At 69.0% G+C, this 19539-nt stretch carries 18 protein-coding genes; 16 read left to right on the forward strand and 2 right to left on the reverse strand.

All coding sequences use genetic code 11. From position 1 onward, the window contains the following. Positions 1-420: 420 nt before the first annotated feature. The 15 genes from pgsA to ACFXJL_RS24025 all read left to right on the forward strand — a co-directional run bounded on the left by pgsA (position 421) and on the right by ACFXJL_RS24025 (position 16316). Complete coding sequence (gene pgsA, locus ACFXJL_RS23955; protein ID WP_358879226.1) at positions 421-1092, forward strand: phosphatidylinositol phosphate synthase; 672 nt, start codon at positions 421-423, stop codon at positions 1090-1092. Continuing rightward, positions 1089-2006 carry a phosphatidylinositol mannoside acyltransferase gene (locus ACFXJL_RS23960; RefSeq protein ID WP_384695486.1) on the forward strand — a complete coding sequence of 306 codons (918 nt, stop codon included), beginning with the start codon at positions 1089-1091 and terminating at the stop codon, positions 2004-2006. Before pgsA ends, ACFXJL_RS23960 begins: the two co-directional genes overlap by 4 nt. After that, the gene (locus tag ACFXJL_RS23965; RefSeq protein ID WP_358879224.1) at positions 2003-3163 is read left to right on the forward strand and encodes a glycosyltransferase family 4 protein; all 1161 of its coding nucleotides are present in this window, start codon (positions 2003-2005) and stop codon (positions 3161-3163) included. Before ACFXJL_RS23960 ends, ACFXJL_RS23965 begins: the two co-directional genes overlap by 4 nt. 92 nt (positions 3164-3255) lie before the next feature. Then, positions 3256-3801: a hypothetical protein gene (locus tag ACFXJL_RS23970; RefSeq protein ID WP_329015962.1), complete on the forward strand. Its 546-nt coding sequence runs from the start codon at positions 3256-3258 to the stop codon at positions 3799-3801. 393 nt (positions 3802-4194) lie between these two features. Continuing rightward, positions 4195-5118 (forward strand): pyridoxal 5'-phosphate synthase lyase subunit PdxS, encoded by a 924-nt coding sequence (gene pdxS, locus ACFXJL_RS23975; protein ID WP_329015959.1) that lies wholly within the window; start codon positions 4195-4197, stop codon positions 5116-5118. Beyond that, the gene (gene pdxT / locus ACFXJL_RS23980) at positions 5118-5717 is read left to right on the forward strand and encodes a pyridoxal 5'-phosphate synthase glutaminase subunit PdxT (RefSeq protein WP_384640164.1); all 600 of its coding nucleotides are present in this window, start codon (positions 5118-5120) and stop codon (positions 5715-5717) included. Before pdxS ends, pdxT begins: the two co-directional genes overlap by 1 nt. 63 nt (positions 5718-5780) lie before the next feature. Continuing rightward, a complete protein-coding gene (locus tag ACFXJL_RS23985; protein ID WP_384640161.1) occupies positions 5781-6533 on the forward strand; it encodes a YebC/PmpR family DNA-binding transcriptional regulator in 753 nt (250 codons plus the stop codon). 132 nt (positions 6534-6665) lie between these two features. Continuing rightward, the gene (gene ruvC / locus ACFXJL_RS23990; RefSeq protein ID WP_329015953.1) at positions 6666-7196 is read left to right on the forward strand and encodes a crossover junction endodeoxyribonuclease RuvC; all 531 of its coding nucleotides are present in this window, start codon (positions 6666-6668) and stop codon (positions 7194-7196) included. Beyond that, entirely contained in the window at positions 7193-7810 is a 618-nt protein-coding gene (gene ruvA, locus ACFXJL_RS23995; protein ID WP_358879220.1) for a Holliday junction branch migration protein RuvA, read from the forward strand. Before ruvC ends, ruvA begins: the two co-directional genes overlap by 4 nt. A gap of 440 nt (positions 7811-8250) precedes the next feature. After that, positions 8251-9345, forward strand: coding sequence for a Holliday junction branch migration DNA helicase RuvB (gene ruvB, locus ACFXJL_RS24000; protein WP_358879219.1), 1095 nt, complete (start codon positions 8251-8253; stop codon positions 9343-9345). 166 nt (positions 9346-9511) lie between these two features. Further along, positions 9512-9991 (forward strand): preprotein translocase subunit YajC, encoded by a 480-nt coding sequence (gene yajC / locus ACFXJL_RS24005; protein ID WP_358879218.1) that lies wholly within the window; start codon positions 9512-9514, stop codon positions 9989-9991. A gap of 143 nt (positions 9992-10134) precedes the next feature. Then, on the forward strand, positions 10135-11910 hold the full coding sequence (gene secD, locus ACFXJL_RS24010) for a protein translocase subunit SecD (protein WP_384695493.1): 1776 nt from the start codon (positions 10135-10137) through the stop codon (positions 11908-11910). Between the two features lies 1 nt (position 11911). Further along, positions 11912-13069: a protein translocase subunit SecF gene (gene secF, locus ACFXJL_RS24015; protein ID WP_358879216.1), complete on the forward strand. Its 1158-nt coding sequence runs from the start codon at positions 11912-11914 to the stop codon at positions 13067-13069. Then, the gene (locus tag ACFXJL_RS24020; RefSeq protein ID WP_329015935.1) at positions 13066-13608 is read left to right on the forward strand and encodes an adenine phosphoribosyltransferase; all 543 of its coding nucleotides are present in this window, start codon (positions 13066-13068) and stop codon (positions 13606-13608) included. The genes secF and ACFXJL_RS24020 overlap by 4 nt, the downstream gene beginning before the upstream one ends. 158 nt (positions 13609-13766) lie before the next feature. Beyond that, positions 13767-16316 (forward strand): RelA/SpoT family protein, encoded by a 2550-nt coding sequence (locus ACFXJL_RS24025; RefSeq protein ID WP_384695498.1) that lies wholly within the window; start codon positions 13767-13769, stop codon positions 16314-16316. Between the two features lie 93 nt (positions 16317-16409). Here ACFXJL_RS24025 and ACFXJL_RS24030 read toward each other — a convergent pair whose 3' ends face one another. Together ACFXJL_RS24030 and ACFXJL_RS24035 are read right to left on the reverse strand one after the other, a co-directional pair. After that, positions 16410-17642 (reverse strand): DUF349 domain-containing protein, encoded by a 1233-nt coding sequence (locus tag ACFXJL_RS24030; protein ID WP_358879214.1) that lies wholly within the window; start codon positions 17640-17642, stop codon positions 16410-16412. 176 nt (positions 17643-17818) lie between these two features. Continuing rightward, positions 17819-18613 (reverse strand): peptidylprolyl isomerase, encoded by a 795-nt coding sequence (locus tag ACFXJL_RS24035; RefSeq protein ID WP_358879213.1) that lies wholly within the window; start codon positions 18611-18613, stop codon positions 17819-17821. A gap of 212 nt (positions 18614-18825) precedes the next feature. On the opposite strand from ACFXJL_RS24035, the gene ACFXJL_RS24040 reads away from it, so the two are divergent. Continuing rightward, the gene (locus tag ACFXJL_RS24040) at positions 18826-19533 is read left to right on the forward strand and encodes an MBL fold metallo-hydrolase (RefSeq protein WP_358879212.1); all 708 of its coding nucleotides are present in this window, start codon (positions 18826-18828) and stop codon (positions 19531-19533) included. Positions 19534-19539 lie beyond the last annotated feature (6 nt).

Here is a 19539-nt window from a genome sequence, read left to right on the forward strand (position 1 = left end):
CGTGTCGATTGCACGGTGAGGAACGCTGAATCACGGTGAGAAGAGCTGAGAAAAGTCTATGAAATGCAGAGGGACGCTAAGAAACGCTGCGGAATGCTAGGAAACACTGAGGAACACAGGGAAACGCTGACGAAGCAGGGCCGCGGACGCCGGGGGGAAGGCGGGGCGGGCCGCCGGACCCCGCCCGGCGAAGGGTCGAGGCGTCGGCGTCCGACGGGCAGCTCCGATGGCGCCCGCAGTCGTCCTTCGAGCTTTCCACTCCGCCCACGGCACGTCCATACGTCGTACGCAGGGGGAGCGGCGGGTACGCGTCGACCGGCACCCGCGTCGGGTCCCGGCGGTGGACCGCGCCGGTCCTGGCTACGATGGGCCAGCCGGTGGCCAAGGGGTCACACGGCTCACCCCAACCCCGGGAAGGCCATGCTGAACAAGTACGCGCGTGCATTCTTCACGCGTGTCCTCACGCCGTTCGCCGCATTTCTGCTCCGTCGCGGAGTGAGCCCCGACGCGGTCACTCTGATTGGCACGGCCGGTGTGATGGCGGGTGCGCTGGTCTTCTTCCCCAGGGGAGAGTTCTTCTGGGGCACGATCGTCATCACGCTCTTCGTCTTCTCCGACCTCATCGACGGGAACATGGCCCGCCAGGCCGGCATTTCCAGCCGTTGGGGCGCGTTCCTCGACTCGACCCTCGACCGGGTCGCCGACGGGGCGATCTTCGGCGGGTTCGCCCTCTGGTACGCGGGGCAGGGCGACAACAACGTGCTGTGCGCGGTGTCCATCTTCTGCCTCGCGAGCGGTCAGGTCGTTTCGTACACCAAGGCGCGCGGCGAGGCCATCGGCCTTCCCGTCGCGGTCAACGGCCTGGTAGAGCGGGCCGAACGGCTCGTGATCTCCCTGGTCGCGGCAGGTCTGGCCGGACTGCACGCCTTCGGCGTCCCCGGCATCGACGTGCTGCTGCCGATCGCCCTGTGGATCGTTGCCGTCGGCAGTGCGGTCACCCTGGGGCAGCGGGTCGTCACCGTGCGCCGGGAGTCCGCCGAGGCCGATGCGGCGACCCAGCAGGCGCAGGGGAGCGAGGCCGAGGCCACGTGAGTGCCCGTGACCGGGTTGCCGACGGGCTGTACGGGCTGGGCTGGTCCGCGGTCAAGAAGCTGCCCGAACCGGCCGCCGAAGCGTTGGGCCGGACGATCGCCGACACGGCGTGGAAGCGGCGGGGCGAGGGGGTGCGGAGGCTGGAGGCCAATCTCGCCCGGGTGGTGCCCGACGCGGGTCTCACCCGCCTCGCCGAACTCTCCCGCGCCGGCATGCGCTCCTACATGCGGTACTGGATGGAATCCTTCCGGCTGCCGACCTGGAGCGCGGAGCGGGTCCGCGACAGCGTGCAGGTCAACGACTTCCACCAGGTGACCGAGGGCATGGCCGCCGGGCGGGGGGTGATCCTGGCGCTGCCGCACCTGGCCAACTGGGACCTCGCCGGCGCCTGGCTGACACGCACCCTGGACCTCCCCTTCACCACGGTCGCCGAACGGCTCAAACCCGAGTCGTTGTACGACCGGTTCGTGTCCTATCGCGAAAGCCTCGGCATGGAGGTGCTGCCGCACTCCGGAGGCGCTGCGTTCGGAACCCTGGCGCGGCGGCTGCGCGCCGGTGGACTGGTCTGTCTGGTCGCCGACCGCGATCTGTCGGCCTCCGGTGTCGAGGTGAAGTACTTCGGCGAGACGGCGCGGATGCCCGCCGGACCGGCCATGCTGGCCCAACAGACCGGCGCCCTGCTCCTGCCCGTCACCCTCTGGTACGGCCCATCGCCGAAGATGTACGGCAGGGTCCATCCGCCCGTGGACGTACCGCAGACAGGTACCCGCGCCGAAAAGACGTCCTCCATGACACAACTCCTGGCCGACGCCTACGCCACGGGGATCGCCGAGCACCCGGAGGACTGGCACATGCTCCAGCGGCTGTGGCTCTCGGATCTCGACCCCCGCCATCCCCGAGGGGCCACTTCATGAAGATCGGCATCGTCTGCCCCTACTCCTGGGACGTCCCCGGAGGGGTGCAGTTCCACATCAGGGATCTGGCCGACCATCTGATCAGGCTGGGCCATGAGGTCTCCGTCCTGGCCCCCGCCGACGACGACACCCCGCTGCCACCTTTTGTGGTGTCGGCGGGCCGCGCCGTGCCCGTCCCGTACAACGGGTCCGTGGCCCGGTTGAACTTCGGCTTCCTCTCGGCCGCCCGCGTACGGCGATGGCTCCACGACGGCACCTTCGACGTGATCCACATCCATGAGCCCACCTCGCCATCGCTCGGACTGCTGACCTGCTGGGCGGCGCAGGGACCGATCGTCGCCACCTTCCACACCTCGAATCCGCGCTCCCGGGCCATGATCGCCGCCTATCCCATCCTCCAGCCCGCGTTGGAGAAGATCAGCGCCCGGATCGCCGTCAGCGAGTACGCCCGCCGCACCCTCGTCGAGCACCTCGGCGGTGACGCGGTCGTCATTCCGAACGGCGTCGACGTCGGTTTCTTCGAGAAGGCCGAACCCAAGCCCGAGTGGCAGGGCGGCACGATCGGATTCATCGGCCGTATCGACGAACCCCGCAAGGGGCTGCCGGTGCTGATGAAGGCCCTGCCCGCGATCCTCGCCGAGCGTCCGGAGACCAGACTCCTGGTGGCCGGTCGTGGGGACGAGGAGGAGGCGGTGGCCCAACTGCCCCGGCAGATGCGCTCCCGCGTCGAGTTCCTCGGCATGGTCAGCGACAAGGACAAGGCCCGACTGCTGCGCAGCGTCGACGTCTACGTTGCCCCCAACACCGGGGGGGAGAGCTTCGGCATCATCCTGGTGGAGGCGATGTCGGCGGGGGCTCCCGTCCTCGCCAGTGATCTGGACGCGTTCGCCCAGGTCCTGGATCAGGGGGCCGCGGGCCAACTCTTCGCCAACGAGGACGCCGACGCCCTCGCCACTGCGGCCGTGCGCCTCCTGGGCGACCCGGTCCGGCGCCAGGAACTGTCCGAGCGGGGCAGCGCGCACGTACGCCGCTTCGACTGGTCCACCGTCGGAGCTGACATCCTCGCGGTCTACGAGACGGTGACCGAGGGCGCCGCCGCCGTGGCCGCCGACGAACGCCCCGGACTGCGCTCGCGCTTCGGCCTCGCCAGGAACTGATCATCCCCCCGCGGGCCGCTTGTGTGGGTCGGCGGCCCGCTCGTGCCGAGCTCCCACGGTGTTGACGCGGCACCCCGGTAGCCTTACGCCCCGTGACCGCAACGCTCATCTGGATCTTCGTCGCCCTGCTCGCCATCGGCCTCTATCTGAGCTGGACCGCAGGGCGGCTCGACCGGCTGCACACCCGGATCGACAAGGCGCGCGCCGCCCTGGACGCGCAGCTGCTGCGCCGGGCCTCGGTGACGCAGGAGTTGGCCACGGCCGGCGTGCTCGACCCTGCCGCGTCGATCGTGCTGTACGAGGCCGCGCGCACGGCCAGGCAAGCGGACGAGGAGCAGCGCGAGGTCGCCGAGAGCGAGCTGAGTGCCGCCCTGCGGGCGGTCTTCGAGGAGCCCGCGCAGGTCGAGGCGGTGCGGGAGGTCCCGGGTGGTGAGGACGCCACATCGGAGCTGGCCCAGGCGGTACGTCGCGTCCCGATGGCACGGCGGTTCCACAACGATGCGGTGCGCGCGGCACGGGCACTGCGCCGCCATCGCAAGGTGCGCTGGTTCCGCCTGGCCGGGCATGCGCCGTTCCCGCTGGCCTTCGAGATGGACGACGAACCGCCGACCGCCCTCGCCGACCGTCCGGGCAGCTGAGTCCGGGCAGCTGAGTCAGGGGGCGCGCCGAAGTGCCCGGGGACCGACGTCCCGGTGCTGGGACGAAGTCGCCTCCCTGCTGGTCGGGGCGGCCTCCCCGCTGCCGTGATGAATCGTTTCGCCAAATCCCCCTGTCCACACGGTGGACCCTCCTCGGTGATCATGTCGTCGAGGACCCCGTCCGGGCAGGTCAGCGGTCGTGCGTCGGGCGCCGGGGGAGGTCACGCGGGTACCGGCAGACACTCCCACCACCTGCAAAAACGATCCACCGGCTGTTCATTGGCCCTTGCAGTGGACTGATCCGTGGCGGTTCCATCAATGACGCACCGCGGCGCCGCTCGCAGCGGCCGTCAGAGGCGGTCATCACCATCGTCTTCGAGTGAGGTCCCTTCCGTGTCCAGCACGCTCTCCACCACTTCTCAGTCCGCCGACTCCCCGGCGACGGGCACCGCACGCGTCAAGCGCGGCATGGCCGAGCAGCTCAAGGGCGGCGTCATCATGGACGTGGTCAACGCCGAGCAGGCGAAGATCGCCGAGGACGCGGGCGCCGTGGCCGTCATGGCCCTGGAGCGGGTCCCCGCCGACATCCGCAAGGACGGCGGAGTCGCGCGGATGTCGGACCCCAACATGATCGAAGAGATCATCGAGGCCGTCTCCATCCCCGTGATGGCCAAGTCCCGCATCGGGCACTTCGTCGAGGCCCAGGTCCTCCAGTCGCTCGGCGTCGACTACATCGACGAGTCCGAGGTCCTCACCCCGGCCGACGAGGTCAACCACTCCGACAAGTGGGCGTTCACCACGCCGTTCGTCTGTGGTGCCACCAACCTCGGCGAGGCGCTGCGCCGGATCGCCGAGGGTGCCGCCATGATCCGCTCCAAGGGCGAGGCAGGCACCGGCAACGTCGTCGAGGCCGTTCGCCACCTGCGCCAGATCAAGAACGAGATCGCCAGGCTCCGCGGCTTCGACAACAACGAGCTGTACGCCGCCGCCAAGGACCTCCGCGCCCCCTACGAGCTGGTCAAGGAGGTCGCCGAGCTCGGCAAGCTCCCGGTCGTCCTCTTCTCCGCCGGCGGTGTGGCCACCCCCGCGGACGCCGCGTTGATGCGTCAGCTCGGTGCCGAGGGCGTCTTCGTCGGCTCGGGCATCTTCAAGTCGGGCGACCCGGCCAAGCGTGCCGCCGCGATCGTCAAGGCGACCACGTTCTACGACGACCCCAAGATCATCGCGGATGCCTCCCGGAACCTGGGCGAGGCCATGGTCGGCATCAACTGCGACACCCTGCCCGAGGCCGAGCGCTACGCCAACCGGGGCTGGTGATGACCGCTCCCGCCCATCCGGTCATCGGAGTCCTCGCACTCCAGGGCGATGTACGGGAGCATCTGGCGGCCCTGGTCGCGGCGGGCGCCGTGGCCAGGCCGGTCAGACGTCCCGAGGAGTTGGCTGAGGTCGCCGGGCTGGTCATACCCGGTGGGGAGTCCACCACCATCTCCAAACTGGCCCACCTCTTCGGCATGATGGAGCCGCTGCGCGAGCGGGTGCGCTCCGGGATGCCGGTCTACGGGACCTGCGCCGGGCTGATCCTCCTCGCCGACAAGATCCTCGACCCGCGATCCGGGCAGGAGACGATCGGCGGCATCGACATGATCGTGCGCCGCAACGCCTTCGGTCGGCAGAACGAGTCCTTCGAGGCGGCCGTCGAGGTCGCGGGCGTCGAGGGCGGCCCGGTGGAAGGCGTGTTCATCCGCGCACCGTGGGTGGAGTCGGTCGGCGCCGCCGTCGAGGTGTTGGCCGAGTACGACGGTCACATCGTCGCGGTCCGGCAGGGCCGGGTGCTCGCCACGTCCTTCCACCCCGAACTCACCGGGGACCACCGGATGCACGGTCTCTTCGCGGACATGGTGCGCGCGGTCAGGTGAGCCCGTCCCGGTAGGATCTCTGCCGAACGCAAGCGCAATGGGTAACGCGAAGGAGACAGGCAGATGTCCGGCCACTCTAAATGGGCTACGACGAAGCACAAGAAGGCCGTGATCGATGCCAAGCGCGGCAAGCTCTTCGCGAAGCTGATCAAGAACATCGAGGTCGCGGCCCGGACCGGCGGTGCTGACATCGAGGGCAACCCGACCCTCTTCGACGCCATTCAGAAGGCGAAGAAGCAGTCGGTGCCCAACAAGAACATCGACTCCGCGCTCAAGCGCGGCGCCGGCCTCGAAGCGGGCGGCGCCGACTACGAGACGATCATGTACGAGGGGTACGGCCCCAACGGGGTCGCCGTCCTCATCGAGTGCCTCACCGACAACCGCAACCGCGCGGCGTCCGACGTCCGGGTCGCCATGACCCGCAACGGCGGTTCGATGGCCGACCCCGGTTCTGTCTCCTACCTCTTCCACCGCAAGGGCGTCGTCATCGTCCCCAAGGGCGAGCTGACCGAGGACGATGTCCTCGGAGCCGTCCTGGACGCGGGCGCGGAAGAGGTCAACGACCTCGGAGAGTCGTTCGAGGTCCTCAGCGAGGCGACCGACCTCGTCGCGGTGCGCACGGCCCTTCAGGCCGAGGGCATCGACTATGACTCGGCCGAGGCCAACTTCGTCCCGACCATGCAGGTCGAGCTGGACGAAGACGGCGCGCGCAAGATCTTCAAGCTCATCGACGCGCTGGAGGACAGCGACGACGTCCAGAACGTCTTCGCCAACTTCGACGTCTCGGACGAGGTCATGCAGAAGGTCGACGCCTGACCGACGCACGCACCCATGGAGTACGGGCCGACGGCACCCACCGTCGGCCCGTTTTCCGTGTCCCGCCCATGGCAGCGGATTGTCAGTGGCAGCGGATAGCCTGCACAAACAGGTGACCGAAGGAGGGGCTACGTGCGCGTGCTCGGGGTCGACCCCGGCCTGACCCGGTGCGGAGTCGGAGTCGTCGAAGGCGTGGCAGGCCGTCCGTTGACGATGATCGGCGTCGGAGTCGTCCGCACGCCCAGCGATGCCGCGCTCGGCGTTCGACTGGTCGCCATCGAGCAGGGCATCGAGCAGTGGCTCGACGACCACCGACCCGACTGCGTCGCCGTGGAGCGGGTCTTCAGCCAGCACAACGTACGGACGGTGATGGGCACCGCGCAGGCCAGCGCCGTCGCGATGCTCTGTGCCGCTCGCCGCGGTCTGCCCGTCGTCCTCCACACGCCGAGCGAGGTCAAGGCGGCCGTGACCGGCAGCGGTCGCGCGGACAAGGCGCAGGTGGGTGCGATGGTGACCCGACTGCTCCGGCTCGCAGCCCCACCCAAACCGGCCGATGCCGCCGATGCCCTCGCCCTGGCCATCTGCCACATCTGGCGGGCTCCCGCCCAGAACCGCCTCCAGCAGGCGGTCGCCCAGCACACAGCGAAAGGCCGTACCGCATGATCGCCTTTGTGAGCGGCCCGGTCGCCGCACTCGCCCCCACGACCGCGGTGATCGAAGTCGGGGGGATCGGTATGGCGGTGCAGTGCGCTCCCCGCACCCTCTCGACGCTCCGCATCGGCGAGCAGGCCAAGCTCGCGACCTCCCTGGTGGTCCGGGAGGACTCCCTGACGCTCTACGGCTTCACCGACGATGACGAGCGGCAGGTGTTCGAGCTCCTCCAGACCGCCAGCGGCGTCGGGCCGCGCCTCGCACAGGCGATGCTGGCGGTGCACACCCCCGATGTGCTGCGGATCGCGGTGGCGTCGGGTGATGAGAAGACGCTGACCGCCGTGCCCGGCATCGGCAAGAGGGGCGCACAGAAACTGCTCCTGGAGTTGAAGGACCGGCTGGGGGAGCCACTCGGAGCCCACGGCGCCGGCCGGGGCGTGGGCAGTGCGGTCACCGCATCCTGGCGCGATCAACTGCACGCCGCCCTGATCGGACTGGGATACGCCACGCGCGAGGCCGATGAGGCGGTGACCGCAGTCGCCCCTCAGGCGGAGGCGTCGAGCGGCGAACCCCAGATCGGGGCGCTGCTGCGGGCCGCGCTCCAGACGCTGAACCGCACACGATGAGGTGCGCGCGGGCGGTTCGACCCGGGCGCGACCCGGAGCGGGGACTCATGTGCGAGGGGTGCCGCGTCGGCCTCGGCAGTCGACGAAGACATTCCCTGCCGGGTGCGTTGGTGCGTTGGTGCGTTGGTGCGTCGGAAGGCTGCTCATCCCACCGCCTCCGCCGTTCCATCGCTCCGCGCGCCGGGACGGCAGCAGCCCCCTGGCACCGCCGCATCCCCCGCACGGGTGTCCCTCGTACGAGTGGGTCGAGCCGGGCGGTCGGGGCCGACCCCACGCGTTCCCCAGCGGCGTCGGTGGGCTGAGGCTTTCGCACCGCCCTCGTTGATTCGCCCACCCCTGATCCACTCCGACCACGGCGACACCCCAGCCGCCCCGCCCCGACCGTTCAGGACCGTCCGCCCGCGGCCCCGGCCGCGCCAACCCGATGAGGCACTTCCGCAGTGAACTGGGACGACAGCACCCCTGCCCCGGCCGACGACGTCGCCATCCCCGCTGCCGACGGGCGGCTCGTCGGAGCATCGGCCGACGGCGAGGACCAGGCCGTGGAAGCCGCTCTGCGCCCCAAGTCGCTGGGCGAGTTCGTCGGCCAGGAGCGGGTGCGCGAGCAGCTTGACCTGGTGCTGAAGGCGGCCCTCGCCCGGGGCGCCACCGCTGACCACGTCCTGCTCTCCGGCGCCCCCGGCCTCGGCAAGACCACCCTCTCCATGATCATCGCGGCCGAGATGAAGGCCCCGATCCGCATCACTTCGGGCCCGGCCATCCAGCACGCGGGAGATCTCGCCGCGATCCTCTCCTCCCTCCAGGAGGGCGAGGTCCTCTTCCTCGACGAGATCCACCGGATGTCGCGGCCCGCCGAAGAGATGCTGTACATGGCGATGGAGGACTTCAGGGTCGACGTCATCGTCGGCAAGGGCCCGGGCGCCACGGCCATCCCGCTCGACCTGCCGCCCTTCACCCTGGTGGGGGCCACGACCAGGGCCGGGCTGCTGCCACCACCACTGCGCGACCGCTTCGGCTTCACCGCCCACATGGAGTTCTACGCCCCCGCGGAGTTGGAGCGCGTGCTCCATCGCTCCGCGCGCCTGCTCGACGTGGAGATCGACGACGAGGGCGCCGCGGAGATCGCCGGCCGCTCCCGCGGCACGCCGCGCATCGCCAACCGCCTGCTGCGCCGCGTGCGCGACTACGCACAGGTCAAGAGGGACGGCGCCGTCACCCAGGAGATCGCCGCCGCCGCCCTTCGGGTGTACGAGGTCGACGACCGTGGTCTCGACCGTCTCGACCGCGCGGTGCTCACGGCCCTCCTCAAGCTCTTCGGCGGCGGACCTGTGGGCCTTTCCACCCTGGCGGTGGCGGTGGGGGAGGAGCGGGAGACCGTCGAGGAGGTCGCCGAGCCCTTCCTCGTCAGGGAGGGGCTACTGGCGCGTACACCCCGTGGTCGGATCGCGACTCCGGCGGCTTGGGCGCATCTCGGGCTGGTGCCGCCCCAGCAGCCCCCGGGCGCAAGCGGACAACAAGGGTTGTTCGGGGCGTGACGGCGCGGAGACTCTTCGCGGGAGGAACCACAGTGCGATGCTGGGCGTTGTTCCAACGATGCGGACTCGCTTAGACTCCGCCGATGCCGCCCCTTCCAGGTCGGCGTACCCACCCCCGTAGATAGGCCGCCTCATCGACGCGGTCGTTTGAAGGAAGTTTCTTCCCGTGAATCTCCTGACCTTCCTCCCCTTCATCGTGCTCATCGGGGCCATGTTCCTGATGACCCGCTCCGCCAAGAAGAAGCAGCAGCAGGCCGCGCAGATGCGCGACTCGATGCAGCCAGGCACAGGAGTGCGCACGATCGGAGGCATGTACGCCACCGTCAAGGAGCTTCACGAGGACACCGTGCTCCTTGAGGTCGCCCCCGGCGTCCACGCCGTCTACGCGAAGAACTCCATCGGTGCCGTCCTCGACGACGAGGAGTACAACCGCATCGTCCACGGCGACGACCCCGCCGAGCAGAACACGATCGTGCCCGATGACGCCTCCTCGCTCACCGAGGGCACCGAGTCGGACACGACGAACGCGGCTGACACCGATGTCACCAAGATCGAGCTGGGCAAGAAGCCCAAGTCGGACGAGCCCGCAGCCGCCGACGCTGACACCGAGGTGACCAAAGACAACAAGGCCGACGGCGACAAGTAGCCATGTTCGGGGACCGCGGGCACGGCCGATGCCAAGCGGTCCTCTGGTCGTGTTGACTTCTTCGGGGGCAGGTCCCCACAACACTTCGTGGCCGCCCGAGCGCATACCCCGCGCGGGGCGGTTGGACAGGGAGAAACGAGAAGGTGGCAGCACCGAACAGGGGCCGAAGGCCCGCGGGGGCCCAGGGTAAGCCAGTGCGCACCCTGGTACTGATCCTGATCGCCATGGTCGCGCTGACCGGCGGGATGTTCGTGTCCGGGCACACCACGCCCCGACTGGGCATCGACCTCGCGGGCGGTACGACGATCACGCTCAAGGCCGAGGCGGAGCCCGGCAAGGAGAGTGCGGTCAACGAGACCAACATGAACACGGCGGTCGGCATCATCGAGCGCCGCGTCAACGGTCTCGGTGTCTCGGAGGCCGAGGTCCAGACCCAGGGCCGCGAGAACATCATCGTCAACATCCCCAAGGGGACGGACTCCGAGCAGGCCCGCAAGCAGGTCGGTACCACCGCGCAGCTCTACTTCCGCCCGGTGCTGACTGCCGCCGCAGGCGGCGTCACACCGCAGCAGCCCGCCCCGACGCCCTCCGCATCCAGCTCCGCGTCCAGCAAGGACAAGGCCACGGACGGGAAGAAGGACCCGGCTTCCCCCGCCGCCTCCGCGGCACCCAGCGCCACCGCGCAGGGTCGGGCCGTCACCGAGGGCCTGAAGGCCCCCGCCACGACGTCTCCGTCGCCCACCGCGTCCGGCAAGGCTGCCGACCCCTCGCAGCCCCCTGCCCCCGCCACGACTCCCGGCCAGACCCCGGAGACGAGCGGGCTGGACAAGGAGTTCGCGGCGCTGAACTGCATGGACGAGAAGTCCCGCGCCAATGCAGGCAAGGATGCGAAGCCCGAGAACCCCATGGTCGCCTGTGGTTCCAACGACGGCGGCAAGACCTGGGAGAAGTACCTGCTCGGCCCGGCGGAGCTCGACGGCAAGGACGTCGACGACGCCAAGGGCCAGATGGACCAGCAGCGTGGCATCTGGATCGTCACGATGGACTTCACCAAGGGCGGCGCCAAGAAGTTCCAGAAGATCACCGCCAAGCTGTCGGCGCAGCAGTCCCCGCAGAACCAGTTCGCGATCGTGCTCGACGGTGAGGTCGTCTCCGCCCCGCAGGTCAACACGGTGCTGAGCGCCAGCGCCGAGATCTCAGGCAGCTTCAAGCAGCAGGAAGCCCAGGACCTCGGAAACATCCTGTCCTACGGTGCCCTGCCGCTGAGCTTCGAGGAACAGAGCGTCACCACGGTGAGCGCTGCCCTCGGTGGCGAGCAGTTGAAGGCCGGTCTGATCGCGGGTGCCATCGGCCTCGCGCTGGTCATCGTCTACCTGGTGGCTTACTACCGCGGCCTGTCCGCGATCGCCATCGTGAGCCTCTTCGTCTCGGCGGGTCTGACCTACTCGCTGATGGCGCTGCTCGGCCCGGCCATCGGGTTCGCACTGAACCTGCCGGCCGTGTGTGGCGCGATCGTCGCCATCGGTATCACCGCGGACTCGTTCATCGTCTACTTCGAACGCGTCCGGGACGAGATCCGCGAAGGCCGCACGCTCCGCCCGGCCGTCGAGCGTGCCTGGCCGCGTGCCCGACGCACCATCCTGGTCTCCGACTTCGTCTCGTTCCTCGCCGCCGCGGTCCTCTTCGTGGTCACCGTCGGCAAGGTCCAGGGCTTCGCCTTCACGCTGGGTCTGACCACCCTGCTGGACGTGGTCGTGGTGTTCTTCTTCACCAAGCCCCTGATGACGCTCATGGCGCGCACCAAGTTCTTCGGCGGCGGCCACCCCTGGTCCGGCCTCGACCCGAAGCGTCTCGGCGCCAAGCCCCCGCTGCGCCGCTCGCGCCGCACCTCCGCCCCCACCGAACCGAAGGAGGCGTGAGATGTCACGTCTCGGCTCCATTGGCGTCAGGCTCTATCGCGGCGAGATCGGCTATGACTTCGTCGCCAAGCGGAAGTTCTGGTACGCAGTCTCGATCCTGATCACCATCACGGCCATCGTCGGCCTGGCGGTGCGGGGTCTGAACATGGGCATCGAGTTCAAGGGCGGCGCCGTCTTCAGCACGCCCGCGAAGTCGAACGCCTCGGTCTCGGTGGCGCAGGAGTCCGCGCAGGAGTCGTCCGGCCACCACGCCATCGTCCAGGAGCTGGGCAACGGCAGCCTGCGCATCCAGGTCAGCGAGTTGGACACCGCTCAGGCCACCAAGGTCCAGAAGCAGCTCTCCACGGACCTCAACATCCCCGTGGACAAGATCGACGCCGAACTCGTCGGACCCAGCTGGGGCGAGCAGATCGCCAACAAGGCGTGGACCGGTCTCGGGGTCTTCATGATCTTGGTGGTGATCTATCTGGCGATCGCCTTCGAATGGCGCATGGCGATCGCGGCCCTCATCGCGCTGATCCATGACCTCACGATCACGGTCGGCGTCTATGCCCTGGTCGGCTTCGAGGTCACGCCGGGTACGGTGATCGGTCTCTTGACCATCCTTGGCTACTCCCTCTACGACACCGTCGTCGTCTTCGACGGTCTCAAGGAGGGTGCGGTCGGTGTCACCAAACAGTCGCGCAACACCTACAGCGAGATCGCCAACCGCAGTCTGAACGGCACGCTGGTGCGTTCCATCAACACCACGATCGTCGCGCTGCTGCCGGTCGCCGGTCTGCTGTTCATCGGTGGCGGGTTCCTCGGCGCGGGCATGCTCAACGACATCTCGCTGTCGCTGTTCGTCGGCCTCGCGGCCGGTGCGTACTCCTCGATCTTCATCGCCACTCCGCTGGTCGCCGACCTCAAGGAACGCGAACCGCAGATGAAGGCCCTGCGCAAGCGGGTCCTGGCCAAGCGCGCTGCGGCCCTCTCCAAGGGGGAGTCCGTCGACGAGGACGACGACCCCTCCCACGGGGACGACCCCCACGATCCGCACCATCACGACGGCCCGCTCGACGCCGCTCCGGTGGTCGCGGGTGGCCCCAGCAGCCCCAGCAGTCCCGTAGTGGGGCAGCGCGGGCGGGGTCGGGGCCGCTCATCGGGCAGGCGGCGATGACCACCGCTTCCCAGGAGCTGCTGCTCAGCCGCATCCGCGACGTCCACGACTACCCCCAGCCGGGAGTGGTCTTCAAGGACATCACCCCGCTGCTCGCGGACCCGAAGGCGTTCTCGGTCCTCACCGATGCGCTCACCGAGATCTGCGTGCGGCACGGGGCGACCAAGGTCGTCGGGCTCGAAGCGCGCGGCTTCATCCTGGGAGCGCCGGTCGCGGTCCGCGCCGGGCTGGGCTTCATCCCGGTCCGCAAGGCGGGCAAGCTGCCCGGAGCCACCTTGGCGCAGACGTACGACCTGGAGTACGGCACCGCGGAGATCGAGATCCACGCCGAGGACCTCAACGACGGTGACCGTGTGATGGTCATCGACGACGTCCTGGCGACGGGCGGTACCGCCGAGGCGGCGATGCAACTGATCCGTCGCGGTGGCGCCGAGGTCGCGGGCATAGCCGTTCTCATGGAGCTCGGTTTTCTCTCCGGCCGGAGTCGACTGGAGCCCGCGCTGCGCGGTGCTCCGCTGGAGTCACTGCTCACTCTGTGACCGGAGGGTCCGACCAGTTGTAGACAGGCTCCTGGGAGCCCCGGGAATTCCGGGACCCCAGGGGCCTGTTTCAGCCTCTGGGGCAGTAGTACGCCGAGGTCGATACCATGGCCTCTCCGGACCTGACTGGGGGACCCGGAACCGCACGAGGAGCGCTCTTGCCAGACGAGGCCCGTCCCGCCACCGCCGCGCAGCCCGCCCAGAAGGCCGACAAGGCCGCGGGAGCCCCTGTCGTGCCCGAGAAGAATGCGGCTGAAAAGCCAGGGTCGGCAGCTCCCGAGCGCCCCAGCGGTGCGACCGGCTCCACGGCGTCCTCGGCGCTGAAGCCCACCACGCCCTCCCCGGCGGCGAAGTCCCGTCCCGCACCCTCGCCGGGCTCCCGGCCGGCGCCCGGGAGCACCCAGCGCTCCGCCGCGGGCTCCTCCAACCGCGTACGGGCCCGTCTCGCGCGCCTCGGCGTGCAGCGTTCCTCCCCGTACAACCCCGTCCTGGAGCCGCTGCTGCGAATCGTGCGCAGCAATGACCCCAAGATCGAGACGGCCACGCTCCGGCAGATCGAGAAGTCCTACCAGGTCGCCGAGCGGTGGCACCGGGGACAGAAGCGCAAGAGTGGCGATCCGTACATCACCCATCCACTCGCCGTCACCACCATCCTCGCCGAGTTGGGCATGGACCCCGCGACGTTGATGGCCGGGTTGCTGCACGACACCGTCGAGGACACCGAGTACGGGCTCGACACGCTGCGTCGCGACTTCGGTGACCAGGTCGCCCTGCTCGTCGATGGTGTGACCAAGCTGGACAAGGTCAAGTTCGGCGAGGCCGCCCAGGCCGAGACCGTGCGCAAGATGGTCGTGGCCATGGCCAAGGACCCCCGGGTCCTGGTCATCAAGCTCGCTGACCGGCTGCACAACATGCGCACCATGCGCTACCTCAAGCGGGAGAAGCAGGAGAAGAAGGCCCGCGAGACGCTGGAGATCTACGCTCCCCTCGCCCATCGCCTGGGCATGAACACCATCAAGTGGGAGCTGGAGGACCTCGCCTTCGCGATCCTCTACCCGAAGATGTACGACGAGATCGTGCGACTGGTCGCCGAGCGGGCGCCCAAGCGCGACGAGTACCTCGCCATAGTGACCGACGAGGTGCAGTCCGACCTGCGGGCCGCCCGGATCAAGGCCACCGTCACCGGACGCCCCAAGCACTACTACAGCGTCTACCAGAAGATGATCGTCCGCGGTCGGGACTTCGCGGAGATCTACGACCTGGTGGGCATCCGTGTGCTGGTGGAGTCCGTGCGCGACTGCTACGCGGCGCTCGGTACGGTCCACGCGCGATGGAATCCGGTCCCCGGCCGGTTCAAGGACTACATCGCGATGCCGAAGTTCAACATGTACCAGTCGCTGCACACGACGGTGATCGGTCCCAACGGCAAGCCGGTCGAACTCCAGATCCGCACCTTCGACATGCACCGTCGGGCCGAGTACGGCATCGCGGCCCACTGGAAGTACAAGCAGGAGGCCGTCGCCGGGGCGTCCAAGGTCCGTACCGACGTGCCCAAGCGGTCGGGCAAGGACGACCACGTCAACGACATGGCGTGGCTGCGCCAGTTGCTCGACTGGCAGAAGGAGACCGAGGACCCGTCGGAGTTCCTTGAGTCCCTGCGCTTCGACCTCTCGCGCAACGAGGTCTTCGTCTTCACACCGAAGGGCGACGTGATAGCGCTCCCGGCGGGCGCCACACCGGTTGACTTCGCGTACGCCGTGCACACGGAGGTGGGCGACCGGACCATAGGGGCTCGGGTCAACGGGCGGCTCGTGCCATTGGAGTCCACCCTCGACAACGGCGATCTGGTCGAGGTCTTCACCTCCAAGGCCGAAGGCGCGGGCCCGTCCCGCGACTGGCTGGGGTTCGTCAAGTCGCCCCGCGCCCGCAACAAGATCCGAGCCTGGTTCTCCAAGGAGCGCCGCGAGGAAGCGATCGAGCAGGGCAAGGACGCCATCGTGCGGGCCATGCGCAAGCAGAACCTGCCCATCCAACGCATCCTCACCGGCGACTCCCTGGTCACCCTGGCGCACGAGATGCGCTACCCGGACATCTCGTCCCTGTACGCCGCGATCGGCGAGGGTCATGTCGCAGCCCAGGGCGTCGTCCAGAAACTCGTCCAGGCGCTCGGCGGCGAGGAAGCCGCCAACGAGGACATCGCCGAGTCGGTACCGCCCTCGCGCAGCCGCAAGAAGCGCCGCTCCAGCAATGACCCCGGTGTGGTCGTCAAGGGCGTCGAGGACGTCTGGGTCAAACTCGCCCGATGCTGTACACCGGTCCCCGGCGATCCGATCATCGGCTTCGTCACCCGCGGCAGCGGCGTCTCGGTGCACCGGGCCGACTGCGTCAACGTCGACTCGCTGTCCCAGCAGCCCGAACGGATCCTGGACGTCGAGTGGGCGCCCACCCAGTCGTCGGTCTTCCTGGTCGCCATTCAGGTGGAGGCCCTGGATCGGTCCCGACTGCTCTCCGATGTCACGCGGGTCCTGTCCGACCAGCACGTGAACATCCTGTCGGCGGCCGTCCAGACCTCCCGCGACCGGGTGGCCACCTCGCGCTTCACCTTCGAAATGGGAGACCCCAAGCACCTCGGCCATGTGCTGAAGGCGGTACGGGGAGTGGAAGGCGTCTACGACGTCTACCGGGTCACCTCGGCGCGCCGACCGTAACCCCGCCGGTCAGCCCGGCAGTCGTCATACGAAGAGGGGCTCTCGTACCTGGTGGTACGAGAGCCCCTCTTCGTGGTGGTCGTGCGGAGCGGACTATCGGCCCCCGAACTCCTCCAGGCCCTTCAGCGCCTGGTCGAGCAGTGCCTGCCGGCCCTCAAGCTCCTTGGCGAGCTTGTCGGCCTTGGCGTTGTTGCCGGCCGCACGGGCGGTGTCGATCTGTCCGCGCAGCTTGTCCACCGCCGCCTGGAGCTGGCCCGTCAGCCCCGCGGCGCGCGCCCGAGCCTCGGGGTTGGTGCGGCGCCACTCGTTCTCCTCGGACTCCTGCATCGCCCGCTCGACCGCGTGCATCCGCCCCTCGACCCGCGGTCGGGCATCGCGCGGCACGTGCCCGATCGCCTCCCAGCGCTCGTTGATGGAGCGGAACGCAGCGCGAGCAGCCTTGAGGTCCGTCACCGGAACCAGCTTCTCCGCCTCGGTGGCGAGCTCTTCCTTCAGCTTCAGGTTCTCCGACTGCTCGGCGTCCCGCTCGGCGAACACCCCGCTACGGGCGGCGAAGAAGACGTCCTGCGCCCCGCGGAAACGGTTCCACAGTTCGTCCTCCGCATCGCGCTGGGCCCGTCCGGCAGCCTTCCACTCCGCCATCAGGTCCCGGTAGCGAGCGGCCGTGTTGCCCCAGTCCGTGGAGTTGGAGAGCGACTCCGCCTCGGCGACCAACTTCTCCTTGGCCTTGCGGGCGTCCTCGCGCTGGGCGTCCAGCGAGGCGAAGTGGGCCTTGCGGCGCTTGGAGAACGCCGAGCGCGCATGCGAGAAGCGGTGCCACAGCTCGTCGTCCGACTTCCGGTCGAGCCGGGGCAGGCCCTTCCAGGTGTCCACCAGTGCCCGCAGCCGCTCACCGGCCGATCGCCACTGGTCGCTCTGGGCCAGCTCCTCGGCCTCGGCGACCAGGGCCTCCTTGGCCACACGTGCTTCGTCGTGCTGCTTCGCCCGCTGGACCTTGCGCTCTTCACGGCGCTTGTCGACCGCTTCGGTGATCGCGTTGAGCCGCTTGGCCAGGGCGTCGAGGTCGCCCACGGCGTGGTGCTCGTCCACCTGCTGGCGCAGATGGTCGATGGCGGTCTGAGCGTCCTTCGCCGACAGGTCGGTGGTCTTCACCCGCCGTTCGAGGAGACCGATCTCGACCGCCAGGCCCTCGTACTTGCGCTCGAAATAGGCCAGGGCCTCCTCGGGAGTGCCCGCCTGCCACGATCCGACGACCTTCTCGCCGTCGGCTGTACGCACGTACACGGTGCCCGTCTCGTCGACACGGCCCCACGGGTCGCTGCTCACAGCGCCTCCTCCACCTGATGCCCACCAGGGGGCAGCCCCCGGGCATCGTCCACAGTTTCCTCGGGGCGGGCAGCGCCCACCCTGCACAACGCCAATCTAGGCGACCGGCCGCCCGGCTGTCCGCACTCAGCGCGTCCGAATTCCCGGACCCGCTCGGGGCCGCCCGACGCGGCGGATCACTCCTTGGTGACGTCCGCCCGCTGGACGGTGACGGACGTGGTCGGCGCCCCGTCGCTACCGCCACCGCTGACACCGGCCTTCGCCACGTCCTGCACCACCTTGAGTCCGGCGGCGTCCATCGTGCCGAACTGGGTGTAGCTGGGGGGCAGTCGACTGTCCTTGTAGACGAGGAAGAACTGGCTCCCACCTGTGTTGGGCTGGTTGGTGTTGGCCATGGCCACGGTGCCCGCCGGGTACGGAACCTTGCCGTCCGCCTCCGGCTTGCCGAGCGCCGCCAGATTCTCGTCGGGAATGTTGTAACCGGGTCCACCGGTGCCATCGCCCTTGGGGTCGCCGCACTGGAGCACGAAGATGCCCTCGGTGGTCAGCCGGTGACACTTGGTCGCGTTGAAGTAGCCCTTGTCCGCGAGCGCCTTGAAGGAGTTCACGGTACGAGGGGTCTTCGATGCGTCCATCGCGATCTTGACGGTGCCCCGGTCCGTGGTGAGCTGCATCGAGTACGTGGCCTTCTTGTCCACGGACAGGGCCGGCTCGGGACTCTTGACCTCGGAAGGCGTCGGATCGGTCGATCCGCTCGCCTTGTCGCCAGGGGTCTGGGCGTCTGACTTGGTGTCCCCGTCGGACAGTCCGATCGAGAGGTAGACCGCTCCGCCCGCCGCGATCACCACGGCGGCTGCGGCTGCGATGACCGTGTTGCGCTGCCGTCTTCTGCGTACCTGCGCCTTGCGCTGCTGCTGGCGCTCGAACTTCTCCCTGGCGAGCTGGCGCCGCCGCTGATCGCTGCTGACCACCGGGTCTTCTCCCTCATTCCTGTGCACCGCAGGTGCCGCCGACCGGTTGAGTGTGCCCGTACCGTATACGGGTTGGCTGTGGACGCAGCACCGCCGGTAGGCTCTGAACTGCCGCGATCCACCATTTCGGATGCGGAGCGTTCCCTCTTTGCCATGACATCTCCGTCACCGTCGTGCCGCGCCGCACCTCCGCAACCACCTTGAGGACGATCGTGCTTATTGCCGGGTTCCCCGCCGGAGCCTGGGGGACCAACTGCTATCTGGTCGCCCCGGCCGCGGGTGAGGAGTGCGTCATCATCGACCCGGGCCACCAGGCCGCCGAGGGCGTCGCCGAAGCGGTCAGGAAGCACCGCCTCAAGCCGGTCGCCGTCATCCTCACCCACGGCCACATCGATCATGTGGCCTCGGTCGTCCCGGTGTGCGGTGCCCATGATGTGCCCGCCTGGATCCACCCCGCCGACCGGTACATGATGAGCGACCCGGAGAAGGCCCTCGGTCGCTCGTTGGGCACCCAGCTCATGGGGGAGCTGACCGTCGGGGAGCCGTCCGACGTCCACGAGCTCACCGACGGTGCCCGGCTGGCGCTCGCCGGCATGGAGCTGACCGTGTCGCATGCGCCCGGTCATACCAAGGGGTCGGTGACCTTCGAGATGCCCGAGGCCGGGGATGTGCCCCCGGTGTTCTTCTCGGGCGATCTGCTCTTCGCCGGCTCCATCGGACGCACCGACCTCCCCGGAGGCGACCACGGTGAGATGCTCCAGTCGCTGGCCCGCGTGTGCCTGCCGCTGGACGACTCCACCGTGGTGCTGTCGGGACACGGTCCCCAGACGACCATCGGCCATGAGCGCGTCACCAATCCCTACCTCAGGGAAGTGGCCGCCGGCCTCGGGAGCACGGACGCTCCCCGACGAGGAATGTGACGAGAG

The sequence above is a fragment of the Streptomyces sp. NPDC059256 genome (assembly GCF_042753785.1).
Classification (GTDB): domain Bacteria; phylum Actinomycetota; class Actinomycetes; order Streptomycetales; family Streptomycetaceae; genus Streptomyces.